This window comes from Halomonas sp. DP5Y7-2 (assembly GCF_019802025.1).
In the GTDB taxonomy this organism is placed as follows: domain Bacteria; phylum Pseudomonadota; class Gammaproteobacteria; order Pseudomonadales; family Halomonadaceae; genus Halomonas; species Halomonas litopenaei_A.
This window is the reverse complement of the sequence record NZ_JAHVHY010000003.1, coordinates 103893-124473: the sequence shown is the minus strand read 5'-3', so window position 1 is coordinate 124473 and position 20581 is coordinate 103893. Positions and strand designations below refer to the sequence as shown.

General features: G+C 63.7%; 22 protein-coding genes. 15 read left to right on the top strand and 7 right to left on the bottom strand.

Annotated features, from left to right (window positions below; genetic code table 11):
* Positions 1 to 16 precede the first annotated feature (16 nt).
* From KUW18_RS04205 to KUW18_RS04195, 3 genes are read left to right on the top strand one after another with little or no spacing between them, the layout of a single operon-like run.
* Positions 17 to 862 (top strand): CbbQ/NirQ/NorQ/GpvN family protein, encoded by an 846-nt coding sequence (locus KUW18_RS04205; protein WP_222560866.1) that lies wholly within the window; start codon positions 17 to 19, stop codon positions 860 to 862.
* Positions 863 to 870: 8 nt separating this feature from the next.
* Positions 871 to 2820 (top strand): nitric oxide reductase activation protein NorD, encoded by a 1950-nt coding sequence (locus tag KUW18_RS04200; protein WP_222560865.1) that lies wholly within the window; start codon positions 871 to 873, stop codon positions 2818 to 2820.
* The gene (locus KUW18_RS04195) at positions 2817 to 3053 is read left to right on the top strand and encodes a hypothetical protein (RefSeq protein ID WP_222560864.1); all 237 of its coding nucleotides are present in this window, start codon (positions 2817 to 2819) and stop codon (positions 3051 to 3053) included. Before KUW18_RS04200 ends, KUW18_RS04195 begins: the two co-directional genes overlap by 4 nt.
* On the opposite strand, the gene KUW18_RS04190 is transcribed toward KUW18_RS04195, so the two are convergent.
* The 6 genes from KUW18_RS04190 to KUW18_RS04165 all read right to left on the bottom strand — a co-directional run bounded on the left by KUW18_RS04190 (position 3050) and on the right by KUW18_RS04165 (position 6821).
* Complete coding sequence (locus tag KUW18_RS04190; protein ID WP_222162424.1) at positions 3050 to 3397, bottom strand: hypothetical protein; 348 nt, start codon at positions 3395 to 3397, stop codon at positions 3050 to 3052. The two genes, KUW18_RS04195 and KUW18_RS04190, sit on opposite strands and share 4 nt — an antisense overlap.
* A gap of 111 nt (positions 3398 to 3508) precedes the next feature.
* Positions 3509 to 3796 (bottom strand): cytochrome C oxidase subunit IV family protein, encoded by a 288-nt coding sequence (locus tag KUW18_RS04185; RefSeq protein ID WP_222560863.1) that lies wholly within the window; start codon positions 3794 to 3796, stop codon positions 3509 to 3511.
* 34 nt (positions 3797 to 3830) lie between these two features.
* Positions 3831 to 4484: a cytochrome c oxidase subunit 3 gene (locus KUW18_RS04180; RefSeq protein WP_261396416.1), complete on the bottom strand. Its 654-nt coding sequence runs from the start codon at positions 4482 to 4484 to the stop codon at positions 3831 to 3833.
* Positions 4485 to 4490: 6 nt separating this feature from the next.
* Entirely contained in the window at positions 4491 to 4970 is a 480-nt protein-coding gene (locus tag KUW18_RS04175) for a hypothetical protein (RefSeq protein ID WP_222560862.1), read from the bottom strand.
* Positions 4971 to 4986: 16 nt separating this feature from the next.
* Positions 4987 to 6453 carry a cytochrome D1 domain-containing protein gene (locus KUW18_RS04170; RefSeq protein WP_315900639.1) on the bottom strand — a complete coding sequence of 489 codons (1467 nt, stop codon included), beginning with the start codon at positions 6451 to 6453 and terminating at the stop codon, positions 4987 to 4989.
* Positions 6450 to 6821 carry a c-type cytochrome gene (locus tag KUW18_RS04165; RefSeq protein WP_261396415.1) on the bottom strand — a complete coding sequence of 124 codons (372 nt, stop codon included), beginning with the start codon at positions 6819 to 6821 and terminating at the stop codon, positions 6450 to 6452. The genes KUW18_RS04170 and KUW18_RS04165 overlap by 4 nt, the downstream gene beginning before the upstream one ends.
* Positions 6822 to 7512: 691 nt before the next feature.
* On the opposite strand from KUW18_RS04165, the gene KUW18_RS04160 reads away from it, so the two are divergent.
* The 12 genes from KUW18_RS04160 (at position 7513) to KUW18_RS04105 (ending at position 19639) form a co-directional block, all read left to right on the top strand.
* On the top strand, positions 7513 to 9237 hold the full coding sequence (locus KUW18_RS04160) for a nitrite reductase (protein ID WP_206943782.1): 1725 nt from the start codon (positions 7513 to 7515) through the stop codon (positions 9235 to 9237).
* A 62-nt stretch (positions 9238 to 9299) separates the two neighbouring features.
* Positions 9300 to 9791: an Lrp/AsnC family transcriptional regulator gene (locus KUW18_RS04155; RefSeq protein WP_224851949.1), complete on the top strand. Its 492-nt coding sequence runs from the start codon at positions 9300 to 9302 to the stop codon at positions 9789 to 9791.
* Positions 9788 to 10396 (top strand): Lrp/AsnC family transcriptional regulator, encoded by a 609-nt coding sequence (locus tag KUW18_RS04150; RefSeq protein ID WP_222560861.1) that lies wholly within the window; start codon positions 9788 to 9790, stop codon positions 10394 to 10396. Before KUW18_RS04155 ends, KUW18_RS04150 begins: the two co-directional genes overlap by 4 nt.
* Before the next feature lie 38 nt (positions 10397 to 10434).
* On the top strand, positions 10435 to 10944 hold the full coding sequence (locus KUW18_RS04145; RefSeq protein ID WP_222484850.1) for an Lrp/AsnC family transcriptional regulator: 510 nt from the start codon (positions 10435 to 10437) through the stop codon (positions 10942 to 10944).
* The gene (locus KUW18_RS04140; protein WP_222560860.1) at positions 10919 to 11476 is read left to right on the top strand and encodes an Lrp/AsnC family transcriptional regulator; all 558 of its coding nucleotides are present in this window, start codon (positions 10919 to 10921) and stop codon (positions 11474 to 11476) included. Before KUW18_RS04145 ends, KUW18_RS04140 begins: the two co-directional genes overlap by 26 nt.
* Positions 11464 to 12639, top strand: a complete 1176-nt coding sequence (gene nirJ / locus KUW18_RS04135; RefSeq protein ID WP_222560859.1) for a heme d1 biosynthesis radical SAM protein NirJ — start codon at positions 11464 to 11466, stop codon at positions 12637 to 12639. The genes KUW18_RS04140 and nirJ overlap by 13 nt, the downstream gene beginning before the upstream one ends.
* Positions 12640 to 12652: 13 nt before the next feature.
* Complete coding sequence (gene cobA, locus KUW18_RS04130; RefSeq protein ID WP_222484692.1) at positions 12653 to 13456, top strand: uroporphyrinogen-III C-methyltransferase; 804 nt, start codon at positions 12653 to 12655, stop codon at positions 13454 to 13456.
* Complete coding sequence (locus KUW18_RS04125) at positions 13453 to 15021, top strand: nitrite reductase (protein ID WP_261396414.1); 1569 nt, start codon at positions 13453 to 13455, stop codon at positions 15019 to 15021. The genes cobA and KUW18_RS04125 overlap by 4 nt, the downstream gene beginning before the upstream one ends.
* Before the next feature lie 237 nt (positions 15022 to 15258).
* Positions 15259 to 16296, top strand: a complete 1038-nt coding sequence (locus tag KUW18_RS04120; protein ID WP_206943790.1) for an amino acid ABC transporter substrate-binding protein — start codon at positions 15259 to 15261, stop codon at positions 16294 to 16296.
* Positions 16297 to 16449: 153 nt separating this feature from the next.
* Positions 16450 to 17625 (top strand): amino acid ABC transporter permease, encoded by a 1176-nt coding sequence (locus KUW18_RS04115; RefSeq protein ID WP_206943792.1) that lies wholly within the window; start codon positions 16450 to 16452, stop codon positions 17623 to 17625.
* Positions 17626 to 17719: 94 nt separating this feature from the next.
* On the top strand, positions 17720 to 18796 hold the full coding sequence (locus KUW18_RS04110) for an amino acid ABC transporter permease (RefSeq protein ID WP_206943951.1): 1077 nt from the start codon (positions 17720 to 17722) through the stop codon (positions 18794 to 18796).
* A 114-nt stretch (positions 18797 to 18910) separates the two neighbouring features.
* Positions 18911 to 19639 carry an amino acid ABC transporter ATP-binding protein gene (locus KUW18_RS04105; RefSeq protein ID WP_222561037.1) on the top strand — a complete coding sequence of 243 codons (729 nt, stop codon included), beginning with the start codon at positions 18911 to 18913 and terminating at the stop codon, positions 19637 to 19639.
* Here KUW18_RS04105 and KUW18_RS04100 read toward each other — a convergent pair.
* Entirely contained in the window at positions 19617 to 20540 is a 924-nt protein-coding gene (locus tag KUW18_RS04100) for a LysR substrate-binding domain-containing protein (protein ID WP_222560858.1), read from the bottom strand. The genes KUW18_RS04105 and KUW18_RS04100 overlap by 23 nt on opposite strands.
* Between the last annotated feature and the right edge of the window lie 41 nt (positions 20541 to 20581).

Below are 20581 nucleotides of genomic sequence, written 5' to 3'. Positions count from 1 at the left end.
CTGGAGGACCCCCTTGATGACTCACGCTTCACTCTCACCACTACTCTCACCACTACTCGCACCACAGCCGCGCAGCCTGGCCGCTGACAGCGTACCGTTCTACCAACCTCAGGGTAACGAAGTCGCGCTGTTCGAGCATGCCTATCGCCAGCGGCTGCCGCTGATGCTCAAGGGGCCCACGGGCTGCGGCAAGACGCGTTTCGTGCGTCACATGGCAGCGCGGCTTGGCCTGCCGCTGCATACGGTGGCCTGTCATGATGACCTGACGGCGTCAGATCTGACCGGGCGCTATCTGCTCAAGGGTGGGGAAACCGAGTGGTCCGATGGCCCCCTGACCCGGGCGGTTCGCGGCGGTGGGATCTGTTATCTGGATGAGGTGGTGGAAGCACGCAAGGACGTGACCGTGGTGCTGCATCCGCTGACCGATGACCGGCGCCTGCTGCCGCTGGAGCGCACCGGCGAGCAGCTTTTGGCCCCGGATGATTTCATGCTGGTGGTGTCCTACAACCCGGGCTACCAGCATATTCTCAAGACCCTCAAGCCCAGCACGCGCCAGCGCTTCGTGGCCATCTCGCTGGACTTTCCTGCGGCACCGGTCGAAGTCGATATCGTGGCCCGGGAGAGCGGCCTGCCCCGTCAGCGCTGCGAGGCGCTGGTCAGCCTGGCCGCCCGGCTCAGGACGATGAAGGGCCAGGACCTGGAGGAGGGCGTCTCGACACGCCTGTTGATCTACTGCGCCAGCTTGATCCAGGCTGGCATGCCGGTGCTGGACGCCGCCCGGGCGGCGCTGCTGGAACCTCTCAGTGACGATCCAGATGTGCTGAAGGGTATCGAGGATGTCGTCACCGCCACGTTCGGGTAGCCGCCGTCATGCTGGAGTTTCTTGAGGTCGAGGAGTTCGTGGGTCGTCGCTGGCACCGCTGGGCATCCCGTGCGGCGAGCTACCCGGAGTATGCCGAGGCGGCGGTTCACCTCGATGAGCTGTCTCGCCCGCTGGGGGTGCTGTTTCGCGCCAGCGGGGGAGACCCGGGCCTGACCATCGAGGCCATCGGCAAGCGTGCCTCTCGCCACCGGCTGTCGTGGCGACAGCGGCTGGGTTTCGATGAAGAAGCGCTGGAGGTGGCGCGGCGAGATAGCGAACACCTGCTGCTGCCGCCGCGCCTGGCGCTGCTGCCCGAATGTGCCCTGAACCTGGACCTGTATCGCTGGTTGGTGATGTTTCTGGCTGAGGCCCGTCCCATCGCTGCCGCGAGGGACCCTCTGGTTCGTGATCTGGCGTCGCTGGCTGAGGCCCGGCGCTGTACCGAGGCGACCCTGGCGCGCTATCCGGGGTTCGTCGCCCGCCACGCGCGACTCTGTCGGGCGCTGCTCAAGGCGCGTCCTCAGCGCCGTGGATTGCCACCGGCAGAGGCCGCCGTGGAGGCGCTGGTTCGCCGCCTGCTGGGGGATGACGCTGGTGAGGCGTCGCCCTGGTGGGACTGGCTCCAGCATGGCGCTGCAAGGACATGCCCTGAGGTGCGGGCACCCAAGGGCTATCGTCACTACCTGCCACTGCCGTTGTGGGGCGAGGCACTGAGCCCCATGACCCTGTCGGGGGCGAGTGATGACGACGAGGACCGCGACGATGCGTCAGCCTTGCCCAAGGCGGTCGAGGTGGAAGGTGCCAAGCGCAAGGCCGAGCGACATTATCAGGACCAGGCGGAGAGGGACGATCCGCTGATGCTGAATGCCTCGGAGAAGATGCTGTCCTGGGCGGAGATGGTCAACGTCAACCGTCAGCTGGAGGATGAGGACGAAGAGGCCGCGCGGGAAGCCGCCGACCAGCTCGACGAGATCACCTTGAGTCGCCACCAGCGGCGCGCTGCTTCACGCTTGAACATGTCGCTTGAGCTGGCGCCCCACGCCGTTGCCGACAAGGCGCTGGTAACGAGCCAGCCTGATGAGGTGCTGTACCCCGAGTGGAACTACCGCAAGGGGTGCCTGCTAGCGGACCGCTGCCGGGTGATCGTCGAGCCCGCCACCGACGAGGCCGAGCCCTGGCAAGGGGATCAGCAGGCGTCTCGACGGGTGCGCAAGGTGCGCCGACAGTTCGAGGCGCTCAGGCCGCGGCGTGAGTGGCTAAGAGGCCAGGCGGAGGGCGACGAGCTGGACCTTGACGCACTGGTGCGGTGTTGCTGTGACCTGGCGGCAGGGAGCCAGGCCAGCGATCGGCTGTTCGTCGATTCCAGGCCCCAGGGACGGGATCTGGCGGTGTCGATCCTGATCGACGTATCGCTCTCCACCGATGCCTGGCTCGATAGCCGTCGGGTGATCGACGTGGCCCAGGAAGCACTGATGGTGCTGGGACATGGCATCGCCGACTGTGGCGACGATGTCAGTATTCATAGCTTTACTTCCCAGCGCCGCCACAGGGTCTGGGTGCGCCAGCTCAAGGGCTTTGATGAGCCCATGGGAGAGCCTGTCGAACGCCGCATTTCGGCGCTGACGCCGAGGCACTATACCCGTATGGGACCGGCAATCCGCCATCTGACGAAGGGGCTGGTGGACCATCCTCGTCGACACCGCCTGGTGCTGGTGCTGACCGACGGCAAGCCGAACGATACCGACTATTACGAGGGACGATACGCCATCGAGGACACCCGCCATGCCGTGCGCGAGGCCGTGCGCGACGGGGTGCGGGTGTTCGCGGTGACCATCGATCGCGAGGCGAGCCGCTACCTGAGCCGTATCTTCGGCCGTTCGGGCTACGCTATCGTGCCGCGGCCGGAACATCTGGCGCTTGCGCTGCCGGGCATCTATCGCCAGCTGGTGGCGCAATGAGGGACGTTCGCAGCGATGCCAGCCGCCACGACAGGAACCACCGCAGAGGGAATGCACTACGCCAGCGGTTGGCGTTGGCAGCCGGCCTGGCACTGGCAGTGACGCTGCTGACGCCGCTGGCCTGGCTGATCCACCACCGAGACTGGGGAGTGCTGCTGATGCCGCTGGTCCCCGTGGTGATCTGGTTGACCCTTAACGCGTGGCGCTATCTGGAGCAGCGTTTCACTGGCTAGCGGACGAGGTCCCGGATACCCACTATTTCGTAGGCAAACTGGGCGCTGTCGTGGCGATAGATGTCGGTTCTCAGCACGCGCTGTCCCAGCAGCACTGCCGGGGACGAAAAGTTCAGGGCACTCTGGGTACAGTCACCGTAGCCCCACTGGATCTGGTAGTGGTCGTCGCTCTGGCGATCCAGCACGAAGGGGTAGGTGACCAGCGCTTCTTCTGCGTGGTCGCGAGCGTAGCCGTAGACCTGCTCGGAGGTCAGGTCGCCGTGTTCGTCGATCACCGCGATCAGGCGGATGGTCTCGCTCGGGTCATCCTCGAAGGTCATGTCAACTTCCACGGCCTTGTTCATCATGGCTCCTTGGGTGTTGGTCGTGTTTTGTCTGTTTCGGGCAGGTCTGTTTCGGCCGGGTCTGTTTCAGTGGGGCTGTTTCTGGCGGGGGGGCTTGGCAGCGAGGCCGCATCAGTCCATTGCCAGCCAGCGCGGCAGCAAGCCCGCCGCCGCGAGGCAAAGTCCCATCACGCCGACCATGAGCAAGAGTCCGCCGCGCCAGGCGGAAGGGGCAATACGCAGGTCGAGGTAGTTCGCCAGGATCTGTTGCGCCTTGATCAGGCTGGCGCCGATCACCAGCGTCAGGCCCCACCAGGGCAACTCGCCCCGATGCAGGGCGCTACTGGCCATGGCCAGCAGCGTCATCAGCATCAGTAGCGCCCAGGTTCGCCAGCGGCGTCGTTGCAGGTCGTGGTGCATGGTCGTGGTCCCTTCGGTACGGGTGTCGATGGCGTCATCTCACCAGGTACAGCAGCGGATAAAGCAGCACCCAGATCAGGTCCACCATGTGCCAGAAGGCAGCGACGGTCTCCACCGTATGGGGGTGTGGGCGCCAGGCGGCGATGGCCAGCAGGCATAGACCAAACATGACGTGTGCCGCATGAAAACCGGTCAGACCGATATAGAAAGTGAAGAAGGTGGCGCTATTGGGTATTGGGCTGGTAAAGAACTCGAGGTGATATTCGAAAGCCTTGATCACGCAGAACAGGATACCCAGCGCCATGGCGATCCAGAGCCGCTGACGGGTGCGGCGTCGCTGTCGCGCAGAAGGTGGTTGTCGGGAGGCATCGACGGCCAGCGCTGCGGCCAGGCCGCTGGTGAGCAATACCAGGGTATTGAGACCGCCGATCAGCGGCGCGAGATGCTGTTGGCCGAGCAAGAAGGACTGCGGTGCGTTCGCACGGTGCCAGGCAAACACACCGAAGAAGGCCGCGAAGACCAGCAGCTCGCTGAGGATCAACACCCACATCAGCGGGTTGCCAGGCAGGCCCGACAGCGGGCCCCAGCCCGGATTGGGCATAGCGCTGGGACTCTTATCGCTGGGCATAGCGCTGGGACGCTTATCGCTGGGGCCTTCGATATCACGCCGTCGCTTGAGGTTCGCCATGACGTATCAGTGTGGCGGCGCGTCGGTGAAGCGAATGCGACAGCCCCCAAACCATGGCGACCATGGACGCGGAATCGCTTGCTGCGCCCACAGTCGGCGAATGCCGAGGGCGCAGCGTCCCACCATCCAGATCAGCGCCAGGGTAATCCCCGCGTAGCCATAGACCCAGCCGGCAAATCCGTTCAGTGCCAGGGCCTCACTGGCGGTACCGATCAGCTGCCACAGGCCAAGCCCCACCAGGCCAGCCGCGACGCCATACCAGAAGGTCGCCAGCTGAAAGCGCAGATGACTGAGGAGCAGGGCAGCGGCGGGGCGTCGCAGCAACAGCCACAGATGCGCCACGAGGGCACAGACAGGGGCCGTCACCACCGCCATGACGCTGCCCAGCATCAGGGCATACAGCAGCAGAACCCGACGCTGTTGCGAGTGAGAGGCAGACGGCGGGTGGTGATCGTTGCTGTCCTGTGACAGGGGGCGACTCGGCATGCCTTGTCTCCTGGGCCTACAGGCCGATGCGGTGGGCGCGGTCGGTGAAGAAGATGCCGCTCGGTGAGGCGATATCGAGAGTCGCCAGAAGCTCGAAGGTGGCGGTGTCATAGACCACCACCTGGTCGGAGTCACGGGCCGAGATCCATACCTCTTCGCCGCGAGGACTGAACTCCATATGCAGCACGGCCTGGCCTGGCGTCAGTGACCTGATGATCTCTCCGCTCTCGCTGTCGAGGACCTGGACCATGTCGTTATCCGGATAGGCGAAGTTGACCCACAGCTGTCGCTGGTCCGGGCGACTCATGACAAACACTGGCTGGCCGTGTACCGCGATACGGCGTTCGAGCTGCCAGTCATCCAGACTGGCCATCAGCACCTCATGGCGGCCTACCGCCGGCCACCAGGCGTGATCGTTGGCGATGGTCCAGCCTTCCAGGTGCGGCATCTTGTAGACCGGCAGTGACTCGTCGCCCTGACGGTAGCCGGAAAGCACCGGCTCGACCCCGCGCTCCGGGTGCCACAGGTCGAGTCGGGCCAGGTGGTCCTCGCCGAACAGTCCCGCCACATAGTAGCGGCCGATAGGGTCGATCAAGGCGTCGTAGGGTCGGTCACCGATCTGCGTAAAGCGGGTGACGGTGGGCGCCTCTCCGCTGGCCAGGGGCGTCGTGTCGAGTATCTGAATCTCGCCTGCCTCCCACAGGCTGTAGACGAAGCGGTGTCCTGGCGCATCCACCAGACCGACCACCTTCGACAGGGCTTCATGAACGCTGTTGTGCTGACCGCTGTTGTGCTGATCATTGTGCTGACCGCCCGATGGATAGCGTGCCGGGACCTCGGCCAGCAGCGTCAGACTATCCGAGTCGAACAGCTTGACCCCGCCGGGCTCATAGTTCGCCACCGCCACGATGCGCCCGTCCTGGGATATCGCACCGCCGATGCTGTTGCCTGACTGAATGACCCGGGCGGCGATACGTGCGCACAGCAGGTCCACCTTGGTCAGCCCGCCATCACGCCCGAACACATAGGCGTAGCGCTCGTCACTTGAGAACTTCACCGAGGCATGGGACAGATCCCCAAGCCCCTCGATGCGACCAATCACCTTGTGTGCGCGGCGGTCCACCAGCGCCAGTCGGCCATCTGCCCGCTCCACCACTACGCCGAGTCCTCCGGTGGCACGCAGCTGGCAGGCGTCGGTGTCTTCTGGCAGTGCAGCGGGGGAAGGTGACGTGCCAAGCGAGTCGGTCGTGTGGATCGTCGTGGTGTCCTCGGGACGATCCTGTCCCATGGCAAATCCCGAGCCCAGCAGCAGGCCATGCACCAGACCAAGCATCAGACCAAGCGACAGCATGGCGCGACAACTCCGCCATGCGGTGGATAAGGCGGGCGACAGGGCGGTGGGTGACGTGGGCGCCGGTGACGCAGTCACGGTGCTCGCGTCACGTTGGGAGCCGTGCCCGAAGCGGGAAAGCGTGGTGGTCATGGAGACTCCTGGGGAGCAGCAGGCTGATGCTTCAGGGCTTCAGCGATCCAGTGGGCCTGCTGCGGGGACAGCACGCCACGCCATGGCGGCATGGCGGTGCCGGGCAGGCCATCGAGGATAAGCGTGGTCAGCGTGTCGGTGTCATAGGCAGACAGTCGCTCGCTGGTGAGGGGGGGGCCAAGCCCTCCCTTCAAGGTCATGCCGTGGCAGGACCCGCAGTCCTGGTGCAGCAGGTTATCGAGGGCTGCGGGGTCGACACCGTCGGCCGCAGGCGTCGCCGCCGCGACCATGGAGGTTGGGCTCAGCAGCAGGCCTGCTGCCATCAGGCCAGCGGTCATCAGACCGGCTGTCGCCAAGCGGGCTGGCATCCGACTTGCCGCCGCCCAGTGCTTCACCAACCGTTGATGTGGATAGGGTCGCACTACCCACCCCCCGCACCGAGCTGGCGCTAACCGGGTGAAGTGGCGAAAAACATATCGCAATGCCATGGAAACACTGCCTCTAGCGATGGACCTGTTGCGCTCGCCAGTGTCCTAGATTCATCAAGAATATGTATTGATATGGATCGTTGTTTTTCCATTGAAAGCGTCAGTGATGGAAAGAAGTTGTATTGAGTAGTCCAGTTTCAAAGATCTGTCGATGTCCAGGAAAACGGTTAGATGATACGCGTCAATATCTTGCTTGAAATGGCATGAAACTATCTTTTTGCGACAGTAATTTGAGAGGTCTATTTTCGATAAGTGTTTGAAAATAAATATAAATATGGCTGATTGCCAGAAAGGGTGGAAATAGTTGATGAGGATCAAGAGTCAGCAAGAGACCAAGTGAAATTGTCGGGAATGCGCGTTTCCATAATGGCAAGGAGAAACATCGCCGATGGCGGGTGCCCCTAGGGCTCTCGTCCAGCGTGTTGATAGCGCCAAATGATGACAAGAGTTTTGCGAGAAAAGAGCAATAGCGCGCACAAAAAGAGTGGCAAACACCTGGCGACATTTTCACCTTGTGGCTCAGCCGAGGCCCCGGGTGAAAGACACGTGGATCATGACTCGAGGTGAAACGATGACCAGCAGCGTCACGACTCTCAAGCCCCTGGCCGCAGCGATCGCCATAGTGATCGCCGGCCTGGGCAGCGCCTACGGCGCCGACAAGACCCTGTCCCCGGAGGAGTCCGCTTATCAGGGCAGCCCATCGGGCATCGACCCTGCTGCGGTGATGATGCCCGACGAGGAGGGCGCCCCCGCCATGTCGCGGGAGGAATTCGAACACGCCAAGGAGATCTACTTCGAGCGCTGTGCCGGTTGCCACGGTGTCTTGCGCAAGGGGGCCACGGGCAAGCCGCTGACGACGGATATCACTCGGGAACGGGGCGTCGACTATCTCAAGACCTTCATCACCTACGGCTCGCCCGCCGGCATGCCCAACTGGGGCACGTCAGGCGAACTCAGCGACGGCGAGATCGACATGATGGCCCGCTATGTCATGCACGAGCCACCGGTGCCCCCGGAGTATGGCCTGCAGGACATGAAGGACACCTGGACGGTATTCGTCGCACCGGAAGATCGTCCCACCGAGCAGCTGAACGACCTGAACCTCGAAAATCTGTTCTCGGTCACCCTGCGTGACGCCGGCCAGATCGCCCTGATCGACGGCGACAGCAAGGAGATCGTCAAGGTCATCGATACCGGCTACGCGGTGCACATTTCCAGGATCTCTGCCTCGGGGCGCTACCTGTTCGTGATCGGCCGGGATGCCAAGGTCGACATGATCGACCTGTGGATGGAAGAGCCGACTACCGTTGCCGAAATCAAGGTAGGCCTGGAAGCCCGGTCGGTGGAGACCTCCAAGTTCGAAGGCTTCGAAGACCGCTACGCCATCGCCGGTACCTACTGGCCGCCCCAGTACGTGATCATGGACGGCGAGACCCTGGAGCCGATGAAGATCGTCAGTACCCGGGGCATGACCGTGGGTACCCAGGAGTACCATCCGGAGCCTAGGGTTGCCGCCATCGTCGCCTCTCATCAGCACCCGGAGTTCATCGTCAACGTCAAGGAAACCGGCAAGGTTCGCCTGGTCAACTACGAGAATCTGGACGCCCTTTCCAGTGTCGAGATCGAGACCTCTCGCTTCCTGCACGATGGGGGCTGGGACAGCACCGGTCGTTACTTCCTGACCGCCGCCAACCAATCCAACCAGATCGTGGTGATCGACGCCAAGGAGCGCGAGCTTGAAGCCATCGTCGACGTGGGCAAGACCCCGCATCCAGGACGCGGTGCCAACTTTGTCGACCCCGAGTTCGGGCCGGTGTGGGCGACCAGCCACCTGGGCGACAACACCATCTCGCTGATCGGCACCGACCCGGAGGGTCACCCTGATCAGGCCTGGCAGGTGGTGCGCACCCTGGAAGGACAGGGCGGTGGTTCGCTGTTCATCAAGACCCATCCTGAGTCCGAGCATCTGTATGTGGACACCGCGCTGAACCCGGCCGAAGCGATCAGCCAGAGCGTTGCCGTGTATGACGTCAATGCGTTGGAGGAGGGCTTTAGCGTGCTGCCCATCGCCGAATGGGCCGATCTGGGTGAGGGGCCCAAGCGGGTGGTTCAGCCGGAATACAACCGCGCTGGCGACGAGGTCTGGTTCTCGGTGTGGAACACCGCCGATCAGACCTCCGCCCTGGTGGTGGTGGACGATGAAACGCTTGAGCTTGAGGCGGTCATCAAGGACGAGCGACTGGTCACGCCGACCGGCAAGTTCAACGTCTACAACACCCAGCACGACGTCTACTGACGTCAGGGTGGGCCGCCGTGATGGCGGCCCGCCTGTCATTGAGCCTAGCTCGGGAGGTGACCATGACATCCGACGGCCTGGTGGCATGTCTGGACGACGTCGATCGCCGACTGCTTGATCGTTATCAACGCGGGCTGCCCCTGGTGGAGCGACCCTATGCGGCCATGGCCGAGTCCCTGGGGGTGACGGAACAGGCGCTGATCGAGCGTCTGGCCCGGCTGACCGAGATGGGCATCATCGGACGCGTAGGAGCGGTATTCAATCACCGTCAGGCCGGTGCCAGTGAGCTGGTGGCCGTGTCCGTGCCAGACCATCGCCGCGAGGCGGTGGCCGCCATCATCAGCGCCTGCCCCGGGGTCAACCACAACTACTGGCGCGAGCACCGCTACAACCTGTGGTTCGTGGTCACCGCACCGGATGACACCAGCCTCGAGCTCAGACTGACGCGGCTCGAGGCCCAGCTGCACACGCCGCTGCTGCGCTTACCCATGGTGCAGAGCTTTCATATCGATCTGGCGTTTGCTCTGCCCTGGACAGAACTGGAGGACGCATGACGGAGGCCACCGCAGGGCGATTCCTGGGGCTGTCTCAAGGGCTGTCTCAAGGGCTATCCCAAGGGCTATCCCGAGAACTGCTGGAAGGGCTAAGCGAACATGCCCTGGCGGGGGCGCCACACGAGCAGGACTGGCGTCACACCAGGCTGCGAGCCTGTCTGGAGCAGGGCCTGCCGCTGGTGCCTGAGCCGTTCAAGGCGCTGGCCGAGGAAACGGGACTGAGCGTCGGCGAAGTGCGCGCGCTGATCGGCTATTGGCAGCACAGTGGCCTGATCAAGCGTGTCGGTCTGGTGGTACGCCACCGCAGTCTGGGCCTTACCGCCAATGCCATGGTGGTGTGGAATCTGCCGGACGAACGCGTCGATGAGGTAGGTCGCCGCCTGGCCAGTGAGCCCCAGGTCACGCTGTGCTACCAGCGCCTGCGCCGTCCGGACTGGCCCTACAACCTGTACTGCATGATTCACGGGGTCCGTCGCGAGCGCGTCGAGGCCCAGATCGCTGCTCTGATCCAGCGCCACGCGCTCGAGCACGTCGAGCACCAGATACTTTTTAGCCGCCGCGCCTATTGCCAGCGTGGCGGTCGCTTTACCCCAGAGATGCCCTGAGCGGTATCGCCCCATCCACTACCGGAGGAGCCATGAAGATGACTGCCTCGAATCACGGCTCCACGGACGGAACCACCAGTGCCCACGTTGATGTGGTGGCCAAGCTGACCCAGCAAGAGCGCGACATCATCAACCGGCTGCAGCGGGGCGTACCGCTGACGCCAGACCCCTACGGTGACCTGGCCCAGGAGCTTGGCATCACCTCTCGGCAACTGCTTGACAGCCTGCGCGACTTGCTCGAACGCGGCGTGCTCAGTCGTTTCGGGCCGATGTTTCAGGCTGAACGCATGGGCGGCGCGCTGAGCTTGGCCGCCATGGCGGTGCCCGAGCACGATGTCGAGCGGGTGGCAGCGATCGTCAATGCCTGCCCTGAGGTGGCGCACAACTACCAGCGCGAACACCGCTTCAACCTGTGGTTCGTGATCGCCAGTGACGAGCCTGGGCGTACCGCCGAGGTGATCACGGGAATCGAAGGTGCCAGCGGTTACGAGGTCATTCATCTGCCCAAGGAGGAGGAGTTCCATGTCCATCTCCATCTACCGGTCTGAGGATCGCACGGCGGCCAGCGCAGGCCGGCGTCTGGACGATGCTGACCTTGCCTTGATCGAGGCGACCCAGGACGGCTTGCCCCTGGTGGCCGACCCCTGGACCGCAGTCGGCGAGCGTATCGGCATGTGTGGCGAGGAAGTGCTGGCGCGCTTTCAGCGACTGCTGCTCACGGGAGTGCTGCGGCGCATGGCGGCGGTGCCCAACCACTACCGGCTGGGCTACCTGGCCAACGGCATGACGGTGTGGGACATCGATGACGCGCGGATAGCTGATATCGGTCGTCGTCTGGCGGAATGGCCCGGCGTCAGCCACTGCTACCGTCGACCCCGCCGCGGCCCCGACTGGCCCTACAACCTGTTCGTGATGCTGCATGGCCATCAGCGTGACGAGGTCGAGCGCCAGGCCGAGCAACTGCGCGAGCTGATGGGAGACGCCTGCCGTGACCATCAGATCCTGTTCAGCACCCGCATTCTCAAGAAGACGGGACTGAGGCTGACGCGTCGGCAACGGGAGGCATCATGTTCCGAGTAACCCGCTACATCGACAGCCTGCTGCATCCGGCACCGTTGCCTCCCGCGCACCAGCCGCCGGGGCCGGTGGTGATCTGGAATCTGATTCGCCGCTGCAACCTGACATGTCGTCACTGCTACACCGTATCGGCGGATATCGACTTCGCCGGCGAGCTGACCACCAACGAGGCGCTGGGGGTGCTCGATGACCTCAAGGCGTTCCATGTGCCCGCGCTGATTCTGTCCGGGGGCGAGCCGTTGATGCGGCCGGACATCTTCACCCTGTCCCGCCATGCCAAGGCGCTGGGGCTCTATATTGGGCTATCCACCAACGGCACCCTGATCACTGAAGACAATATCGACGCCATCCAGGACGCCGGCTACGACTACGTCGGCATCAGCATTGATGGGCTTGAGGCGACCCACGACCAGATTCGCCAGCGCAAGGGCGCCTTCCGCGATTCCCTGGCCGCGGTGCGGCTGTGCAAGGATCGCGGCATCAAGGTGGGGCTGCGCTTCACCCTGACCCGGGACAACCATGCCCAGTTCGATGACATTCTGGCGCTGACCGCCGATCACGATGTGGACAAGTTCTACCTGTCCCACCTCAACTACGGGGGCCGCGGGCATCGTCATCGCAAGCACGATGCCTGGCACGACATGACCCGGGATGCCATGACGCGGCTGCTCGAGCGCTGCCGGGATGAGCTGGTCGCCGGTATCACCCGCGAGTACGTCACTGGCAACAACGATGCCGATGGGCCCTTCCTGCTGCGCTGGGCCAGCCAGCACTACCCGGATCGAGTGGTCGATCTCGAGGCGCGCCTGCGCGCCTGGGGCGGCAACGCCAGCGGTGAACACATCGCCAATATCGACAACCTCGGCAACGTTCATCCTGACTCCTTCTGGTGGGATCACCACCTCGGCAATGTCCGCAGCCGTCCCTTCTCCGAGATATGGCGCCAGGCCGATGACCCCTTGATGCTGGGGTTCCGCACCCGACCACGCCCGCTCAAGGGGCGATGCGGCGCTTGCCGTTATCTGGCCATCTGCAATGGCAACACGCGGGTACGTGCCTTCAAGACTCAGGGGGATGCCTGGGCCGAGGATCCGGGCTGCTACCTCAGTAACGAAGAGATCGGCGTGGCTGACGCCTCTTCCTCGATGATTCTGACGTCCGCCTGAACGGGAGACCACCATGTTTATCCAAGCCCTCAAGGAGCAACTCGGTGAAGCGCCACTCTCCCCGGGAGAAGTCGCTATCGTGGGCGCAGGCCCCGGCGACCCTGGGCTTCTCACCCTGCGAGCTCTTTGCCTGCTCAACCAGGCCGACTGCCTGGTCTACGACCGCCTGGTGTCACCCGACATCATGACCTTGGCGCCGCAGGCGGCCCAGCGCTTCTATGTCGGCAAGGCGTCGCGCTGTCATGCCCTGACCCAGGACGAGACCAACCAGCTGCTGGTACGCCTGGCGGTGACCGGCAAGCGCGTGGTGCGTCTCAAGGGTGGCGACCCCTTCATCTTCGGTCGCGGCGGTGAAGAGGCCGAGATGCTGGTGGACAACGGTATTCCGTTTCGCGTCGTGCCGGGCATCACTTCGGCCCAGGGCTGCAGTGCCTACGCGGGCTTTCCATTGACCCATCGCGACTACGCGCAGGGTGTGACCTTTGTCACTGGGCATGCCCGTGCCGATGGCAGCCTGCACCTGGACTGGCCCGCGCTGGCCAGGCGTCGGCATACCCTGGTGTTCTATATGGGGCTGACCAATGCCGAGCTGATTCGCCAAGAGCTGCTGGCCAACGGCATGCCGTCACGGCTCCCGGTGGCGTTGATCGAACGCGGCACCACGCCCCAGCAGCGACGGATCATCACGACCCTGGACCGCCTGCCGGATACTATCCGCGACGAGTCGCTGACGCCGCCTACGCTGATCGTGGTGGGTGAAGTGGTGTCACTGGCTGCACGCCTCGACGCAGGCTGTCTGACGGAGGCGGTGGCATGAAGCTCGCAGGGTTGCTCGGTGTGGCGCTCATGGGTGTGATGCCTGGGCTGGCCATGGCGGCGACCACCGCCGGCAGTGTGGCACCGTCGCCGCTCTATCAGGAACACTGTGCCAGTTGCCATGGGGCCGACCGCCTGGGTGCCATGGGGCCGGCGCTATTGCCTCAGAACCTGGGGCGGATCAAGCCCGAGGAAGTGCGGCAGGTGATTGCCGAGGGACGCCCGGCCACCCAGATGCCGGGGTTTGCCGATGTTCTGGACGCCGCACAGGTCGATACCCTGAGCGACTGGGTACTCAGTGATCCGCCGGTAACGCCGGACTGGACGCTGGACGACATCCGTGCCAGTCAGGTGGTGACGCAGCCCTTGGGGAGCCTCGACGACAGCCCCGAGTTCGACGCTGATCCCCTGAATCTGTTTGTGGTGGTGGAGACCGGCGATCACCATGCCAGCGTGCTGGACGGTGACACCTTCGAGCGCTTGGCCCGCTTTCCTACCCGCTTTGCCCTGCACGGCGGTCCCAAGTACAGCCCCGATGGTCGCTATGTCTATTTCGGCTCCCGCGATGGCTGGATCACCAAGTTCGACCTCTACCACTTTGAGGTAGTGGCAGAAGTGCGCGCAGGCATCAATATGCGCAATATCGCGGTGTCTGCCGACGGCCTTTATGTGATGGCCGCCAACACCCTGCCGGGCAATCTGGTGCTGTTCGATGCCCACGAGCTTGACCCGTTGCGGGTCTATCCCGCCGTCGATAGCGAGGGTCATGGCTCCCGGGTCAGCGCCGTCTATGCCGCGCCTCCTCGTCATAGTTTCATCGCCGCGCTCAAGGATGTGAAGGAAGCCTGGGAAATCCCCTGGCCGGTCGCTCCGGAGCCGGTGGTGGCTACCGGCCATATGGCCGAACCGCTCAGTGATGCTGGCCTGCCCGAGACGGACAGCTTCGAGGTGCGCCGGATTCCCGTGCCGGACTACCTGGACGACTTCTTCTTTGACCCCGAGTACCGGCGCTTGATTGGTGCCTCCCGGGGCGGCAGCGGCGCCATGGTCATCGATCTGAACAGCGGTGCCAAGCTCGCCGACCTGCCGCTGTCAGGGATGCCGCACCTGGGCTCCGGGATTACCTGGGAGACCGGCGGTCGCCGGGTGATGGCGATTCCCCACCTGGCCAAGGCAGAAGTGTCGATCATCGATATGGACGACTACTCCCTGGTGAAGACGCTGCATACCGACGGCCCCGGCTTTTTCATGCGCAGTCACGCCAACTCCCGCTACGCCTGGACCGATGTCTTCTTTGGCCCGAACCGGGACCGCGTCCACGTGATCGACAAGGACCGCCTCGAGATCGTCGAGACGCTGATCCCTGAGCCCGGCAAGACCTCTGCCCACGTGGAATTCGACCGCAACGGCGAGACGCTGCTGCTGAGCCTGTGGGAGCGCGATGGCGCGGTGATCGCCTACGACGCCGACTCCCTGGAGGAAATCACCCGCATTCCCATGGACAAGCCATCGGGCAAGTACAACGTGTGGAACAAGACCCACTACGAAGAGGGCACCTCGCATTGACTGGCCAGGCCCTCCGCCGGCGCCAGGCGGCGCCGCTGGGCCGGCGATCGGATGGCTGACAGGCTTGGCCGAAAGGTGCCTGCTTCAATCCAACGTTTAAAACAATCGTCGCAGTCAGGATTGACCCGCCAGGGTCGGGCTCGGATAGTGGAAAGGTGCATTACGCCCACACGGAGACCCCGCGTGACCAGTGCATCGGCTCACGCCGGGCTTCCATACACCTCTGGAGCTGAATCCATGCGACACAATAACAAGACGTTGCTGAACCTCTCTCTTGCTGCAGCTGCTGCCATGGCGCTTGGCGCTGCCAGCAGTGCCTCTGCGGCCACCCTGGACGACGTGTCCTCTCGCGGTGAGCTGCACTGTGGCGTCAACGTGGGCCTGTCGGGCTTTTCCTCGCCGGATGAAAACGGCAAGTGGCAGGGTCTCGACGTAGAAACCTGCCGAGCGATTTCCGCTGCGGTATTCGGTGACGCCGACAAGGTGGTCTACACCCCGCTGACCGCCAAGGAGCGCTTTACCGCGCTGCAGTCCGGCGAAATCGATGTGCTCTCGCGCAATACCACCTGGACCGCGACCCGTGACAACTCGCTGGGACTCAATTTCACCACCACCACCTTCTATGACGGTCAGGGCTTCATGGTGGCCAAGGATCTGGGCATCGGCAGCCTCGAGGACCTGAACGGCGCCTCTATCTGCATCCAGTCCGGCACCACCCACGAGCTCAACCTGGCGGATTACTTCCCGGCCAAGGGCATCGACATCAACACCGTGACCTTCGATACCCCAGACCAGACCGCGTCGGGCTTCGCCAGCGGCCGCTGTGACGTGCTCACCTCGGACACCTCTCAGCTCAGCGCCCTGCGCCTGCAGCTGCCGGAGCCTGACAGCGTCGAAATCCTGACCGAGCTGATTTCCAAGGAACCGCTGGGCCCGGTTGTCGCCCAGGGTGACGACCAGTGGTTCGATATCGTCAAGTGGACGGTCTTCGCCATGGTCAATGCCGAGGAGCTGGGGATCACCCGCGACAACGTCGAGCAAATGAAAAATGATCCGCCCAACCCCCAGGTGGCGCGTCTGCTCGGCGTTGATGGCACCTACGGTGAGCAGCTTGGCCTGTCCAATGACTGGGCCTACAACATCGTGTCTCAGGTCGGGAACTACGGTGAAGTGTTTGCCGATACCGTCGGCGAGAACTCTCCGTTGGGCATCAGCCGTGGCATGAATGCGCTGTGGAACGAGGGTGGCATCCTCTACGCGCCGCCGATCCGCTGAGACCAGGGCGGGCCTGACCAGGCCCGTCTTGACCCTGCGGGGTTGCTAGCGCCCTGAGCGAGGGCGGTGAACGGCCTCGCTCAGCCCCCCGTACGACGCGGCCCTGGCGAGTGCCGGGGCCGTCCGAGTTCCTGCGGATCGAGTGATGCCACCATGTCCACCCCCCCTATTGAACGGACGCCGCTGTGGCGGCGCCCCGCCTTTCGTGCGCTGATCATTCAGGCGCTGCTGCTGGCAGGCCTTGTGGCACTGATCGCGATGATGATTGGCAACGCCCTGACCAACCTGGAGGCCAGGGGTATCACCACTGGCTTTGCGTTTCTTGGCGAGCGCTCCGGCTTCTCGATTCCCCAGACGCTGATCGACTATTCCGGCGACAGCAGCTATGCCCGTACCTTCGTGGTGGGGCTTTTGAATACGCTGCTGGTGTCGGCGCTCGGGATCATTGCGGCCACCCTTATCGGCTTTGCTGTGGGCATCGCCAGGCTGTCGCCCAATTGGCTTTTGGCCCGTCTGGCCGCTGCCTTTGTCGAGATCTTTCGTAACATCCCCCTGTTGGTACAGATCCTGTTCTGGTACTTCGCGGTACTTCAGGCCTTGCCCAGCCCACGTCAAAGCCTGTCGCTGTTCGAGGCCTTCTTTCTCAACGTGAGAGGGCTGATCGTACCGGCACCGGTGCCGGAGCCGGGCTTTGGACTGACTCAGCTGGCGGTGCTGGTGGCAGTGGTTGCGGTCGTGGTGCTGGGACGCTACGCCAAACGCCTGCAGCAGCGCACCGGCAAGGCCTTGCCCGTCTACTGGCTCGGTGCCGGGCTGATCATCGGCTTGCCACTGGTGGTATTTGTCGCCAGCGGTATGCCGCTCGGCTGGGAGACGCCTGCCCTCAAGGGTTTCAACTTCGCCGGTGGTGTCACCATCATTCCTGAGTTGATGGCGCTGTGGCTGGCACTATCGATCTACACCGCATCGTTCATCGCGGAAATCGTGCGTTCCGGCATCCAGTCGGTACCCAAGGGGCAGGTCGAGGCGTCCCGGGCCATCGGCCTGCCAGGCAATATCACCCTGCGCAAGGTGGTGATTCCCCAAGCCATGCGGGTGATCGTGCCGCAGTTGACCAGTCAGTACCTGAACCTGATCAAGAATTCGTCGCTGGCCACCGCCATCGGCTATCCCGACCTGGTGGCGGTGTTCGCCGGGACCAGCCTGAACCAGACCGGCCAGGCCATCGAGATCATTGCCATGACCATGGCGGTCTACCTGACCATCAGCCTGGTGGTGTCGGCGTTGATGAACGTCTACAACGCCCGCACCCTGTTGAAGGAGCGCTAAGATGACTGACCACCCCAAGCCTCCTTCCCAGTCGCCGATCCATCCGCCGAGCGACGATTCGCTCGTGCCGGGAGCGCTCTCCACCGAGCACACCATGATCGCGGCCCGGCCAGCTCCCGTGTCGCGGCACGGTGTCAGCGGTTGGCTGCGCAGCCGGCTGTTCTCCACCCCGCTGAATTCCGTCGTCTCGCTGATCACCCTGGTGGTGATGCTGTGGGCGCTGGCGCCGCTGGTGCAGTGGGCCATCATCGACGCCGACTGGATCGGCACTACCCGCGACGCCTGTACCGGTGAGGGCGCCTGCTGGGTCTTCATCAGCGCTCGCTTCGAGACCATCGTCTATGGGTTCTATCCCGTGGCGGAACGTTATCGGGTGGATATCACCCTGGCGCTGCTGGTGGCGACCATTGCTTGGCTGGTGATCCCGCGGATGCCGGCCAAGCGCTGGGTCGTGATCTTTGCCCTGGTCGGCTTTCCTTTGATCGCCTGGGTGCTGCTGCTGGGCGGCAGCTTCGGTTTGCCTGCCGTCCCTACCCGGCAGTGGGGCGGCCTGATGCTGACCCTGACGGTGGCCATCGTGGGGATTGTCGGCTCCTTGCCCCTGGGCGTGATCCTGGCGCTTGGGCGTCGCTCGCAGATGCCTCTGGTGCGCAGCCTGTCGGTGGTGTTCATCGAGTTCTGGCGAGGCGTGCCGTTGATCACCGTGCTGTTCATGGCCTCGGTGATGTTGCCGCTGTTCGTGCCCAGCGAGGTGGAGTTCGACAAGCTGCTGCGGGCGCTGATCGGCATCATGTTCTTCTGGAGCGCCTACATGGCCGAGGTGGTGCGAGGTGGTCTGCAGGCCATTCCACGCGGCCAGGAAGAGGCGGCCAAGGCGCTGGGGCTTGGCTACTGGCGGCGGATGGGGCTGATCATCCTGCCCCAGGCGCTGAAGCTGGTGATTCCCGGCATCGTCAACACCTTCATCGCCCTGTTCAAGGACACGTCCCTGGTGTTGATCATCGGTTTGTTCGACCTGCTCGCGATCATTCGCGCCGGGCTCACCGATACCAACTGGCTGGGTTTTGCCACCGAGGGCTATGTGTTCGCTGCGTTGATGTTCTGGATCTTCTGCTTCGGCATGTCCAGGTACAGCCAGTACATCGAACGTCGCCTGCATACCGGGCACTGACAACAGCGGGCCGGAGGCACCTATGGGGTGTCTCCTGGCCGATACCAAGACAAGTGACAGGGGGACGCCGCCATGACGGCCCAAGCGACCAGTGCAGCCACCAATGATGCGCCGATGATCGAGATCAGCGGACTCAACAAGTGGTATGGAGATTTTCACGTGCTCAGGGATATCGACCTGAGCGTCAAACCGGGTGAGCGCATCGTGATCTGCGGCCCTTCCGGGTCCGGCAAGTCAACGTTGATTCGCTGTATCAACCATCTGGAGGAGCACCAGCAGGGCAGCATCACGGTGGGTGGGGTTCACATGACCCAGGACGTCAAGCGTATCGAACAGATTCGCCGTCACGTGGGTATGGTGTTCCAGCACTTCAACCTGTTTCCCCATCTATCGGTGCTCGACAACTGCTGCATCGCTCAGACCTGGGTACAGAAGAAGCCCCGGCGCGAGGCCGAGGCGACCGCGATGGAGTTTCTCGAACGGGTGCAGATCGCCAACCAGGCCCACAAGTATCCCGGCCAGCTGTCCGGCGGTCAGCAGCAGCGCGTTGCCATCGCCCGTGCCCTGTGCCTGCGCCCGGAGGTGATGCTGTTTGATGAGCCCACTTCGGCGCTGGACCCGGAGATGATCAAGGAAGTGCTGGATGTGATGATCGAGCTGGCGCGGGAGGGCATGACCATGCTCTGCGTGACCCACGAGATGGGATTCGCCAAGACCGTGGCGGATCGGGTCATCTTCATGGATCAGGGGCAGATCATCGAACAGGCACCTCCCGAGGAGTTCTTCAACAACCCCCGGTCGGATCGCACCCAGCTGTTTCTCAGCCAGATTCTGGGTCACTGACGGGGTCGCCCACCGCGTGGTCCTGGCGGCCGCCGGCGGCGGTCGTCAGGTGCTCGATGAAGCACCGAACGCGGGCCAGTTCGCCCAGTGGTTCCGGCGTCACCAGGTAGTAGGCGTCGGCACTGCTCATGACCCGTGGCGAGGCGAGGGCGAGGCGTCCATCGGCGAGCTCCGGCTCGATCAGCAGGCGTGGAATCAGCGCCAGGCCAGCGCCCTCGATGGCCAACCGAATCAAGGTATGAAAGGTGTCGACCCGTACGCCGTGGTAGCTGCGCTGACGATGGATGCCCTGGTTGGCGAACCAGCGATGCCAGGCGTCAGGCCGCGTCGTCAGATGCAACAGCCGAACCTGATCCAGCTCCGGGGTACGTGGCAAGCGCGATGGTGCCCCAACCGCTACCACCTCCTCATCGCATAGCCAGTGGCAGTCCAGCCCCGGCCAGCGCCCGTGGCCGTGAAACACGGCCACATCGATACCGTCGCCGGTCAGGTCGAAGGCTTCGCTACGGTCGCTCAGATGCAGGGTGATGTCGGGATGAGCCTGCAGAAAGTCAGGTAATCTCGGCGCCAGCCAGCGACTTCCGAAGGTGGGCAGGGTTGCGACTTTCAGCACGTCACCGGCACCGTGGTAGGTCAGGATGGTGTTGGTCGACATTTCCATCTGCGCCAGGATCTTGCGCACCTCTGAGAGGTACAGCGAGCCCTCCGGTGTCAGCACCAGCTGACGGCGCAGACGGCGGAACAGGGCGTGCTGCAACAGGGTTTCCAGCTGGGCGACCTGTTTGCTCACGGCGCTCTGGGTCATCGCCAGTTCCTGGGCTGCCCGGGTAAAGCTCAGATGGCGGGCCGCCGCTTCAAAGCACAGCAGGGTCGTGGTAGAGGGAAGGTGTCTGGGTTTCATAAGTTTCTGGACTGACAAGGCCGAGCATGACGATTGCCGGG

Coding starts and splice junctions, on each gene's coding strand:
- KUW18_RS04205 (WP_222560866.1), top strand. CDS start 17: ATGACTCACGCTTCACTCTCACCACTACTCTCACCACTACTCGCACCA.
- KUW18_RS04200 (WP_222560865.1), top strand. CDS start 871: ATGCTGGAGTTTCTTGAGGTCGAGGAGTTCGTGGGTCGTCGCTGGCAC.
- KUW18_RS04195 (WP_222560864.1), top strand. CDS start 2,817: ATGAGGGACGTTCGCAGCGATGCCAGCCGCCACGACAGGAACCACCGC.
- KUW18_RS04190 (WP_222162424.1), bottom strand. CDS start 3,397: ATGAACAAGGCCGTGGAAGTTGACATGACCTTCGAGGATGACCCGAGC.
- KUW18_RS04185 (WP_222560863.1), bottom strand. CDS start 3,796: ATGCACCACGACCTGCAACGACGCCGCTGGCGAACCTGGGCGCTACTG.
- KUW18_RS04180 (WP_261396416.1), bottom strand. CDS start 4,484: ATGGCGAACCTCAAGCGACGGCGTGATATCGAAGGCCCCAGCGATAAG.
- KUW18_RS04175 (WP_222560862.1), bottom strand. CDS start 4,970: ATGCCGAGTCGCCCCCTGTCACAGGACAGCAACGATCACCACCCGCCG.
- KUW18_RS04170 (WP_315900639.1), bottom strand. CDS start 6,453: ATGACCACCACGCTTTCCCGCTTCGGGCACGGCTCCCAACGTGACGCG.
- KUW18_RS04165 (WP_261396415.1), bottom strand. CDS start 6,821: ATGCCAGCCCGCTTGGCGACAGCCGGTCTGATGACCGCTGGCCTGATG.
- KUW18_RS04160 (WP_206943782.1), top strand. CDS start 7,513: ATGACCAGCAGCGTCACGACTCTCAAGCCCCTGGCCGCAGCGATCGCC.
- KUW18_RS04155 (WP_224851949.1), top strand. CDS start 9,300: ATGACATCCGACGGCCTGGTGGCATGTCTGGACGACGTCGATCGCCGA.
- KUW18_RS04150 (WP_222560861.1), top strand. CDS start 9,788: ATGACGGAGGCCACCGCAGGGCGATTCCTGGGGCTGTCTCAAGGGCTG.
- KUW18_RS04145 (WP_222484850.1), top strand. CDS start 10,435: ATGACTGCCTCGAATCACGGCTCCACGGACGGAACCACCAGTGCCCAC.
- KUW18_RS04140 (WP_222560860.1), top strand. CDS start 10,919: ATGTCCATCTCCATCTACCGGTCTGAGGATCGCACGGCGGCCAGCGCA.
- nirJ (WP_222560859.1), top strand. CDS start 11,464: ATGTTCCGAGTAACCCGCTACATCGACAGCCTGCTGCATCCGGCACCG.
- cobA (WP_222484692.1), top strand. CDS start 12,653: ATGTTTATCCAAGCCCTCAAGGAGCAACTCGGTGAAGCGCCACTCTCC.
- KUW18_RS04125 (WP_261396414.1), top strand. CDS start 13,453: ATGAAGCTCGCAGGGTTGCTCGGTGTGGCGCTCATGGGTGTGATGCCT.
- KUW18_RS04120 (WP_206943790.1), top strand. CDS start 15,259: ATGCGACACAATAACAAGACGTTGCTGAACCTCTCTCTTGCTGCAGCT.
- KUW18_RS04115 (WP_206943792.1), top strand. CDS start 16,450: ATGTCCACCCCCCCTATTGAACGGACGCCGCTGTGGCGGCGCCCCGCC.
- KUW18_RS04110 (WP_206943951.1), top strand. CDS start 17,720: ATGATCGCGGCCCGGCCAGCTCCCGTGTCGCGGCACGGTGTCAGCGGT.
- KUW18_RS04105 (WP_222561037.1), top strand. CDS start 18,911: ATGATCGAGATCAGCGGACTCAACAAGTGGTATGGAGATTTTCACGTG.
- KUW18_RS04100 (WP_222560858.1), bottom strand. CDS start 20,540: ATGAAACCCAGACACCTTCCCTCTACCACGACCCTGCTGTGCTTTGAA.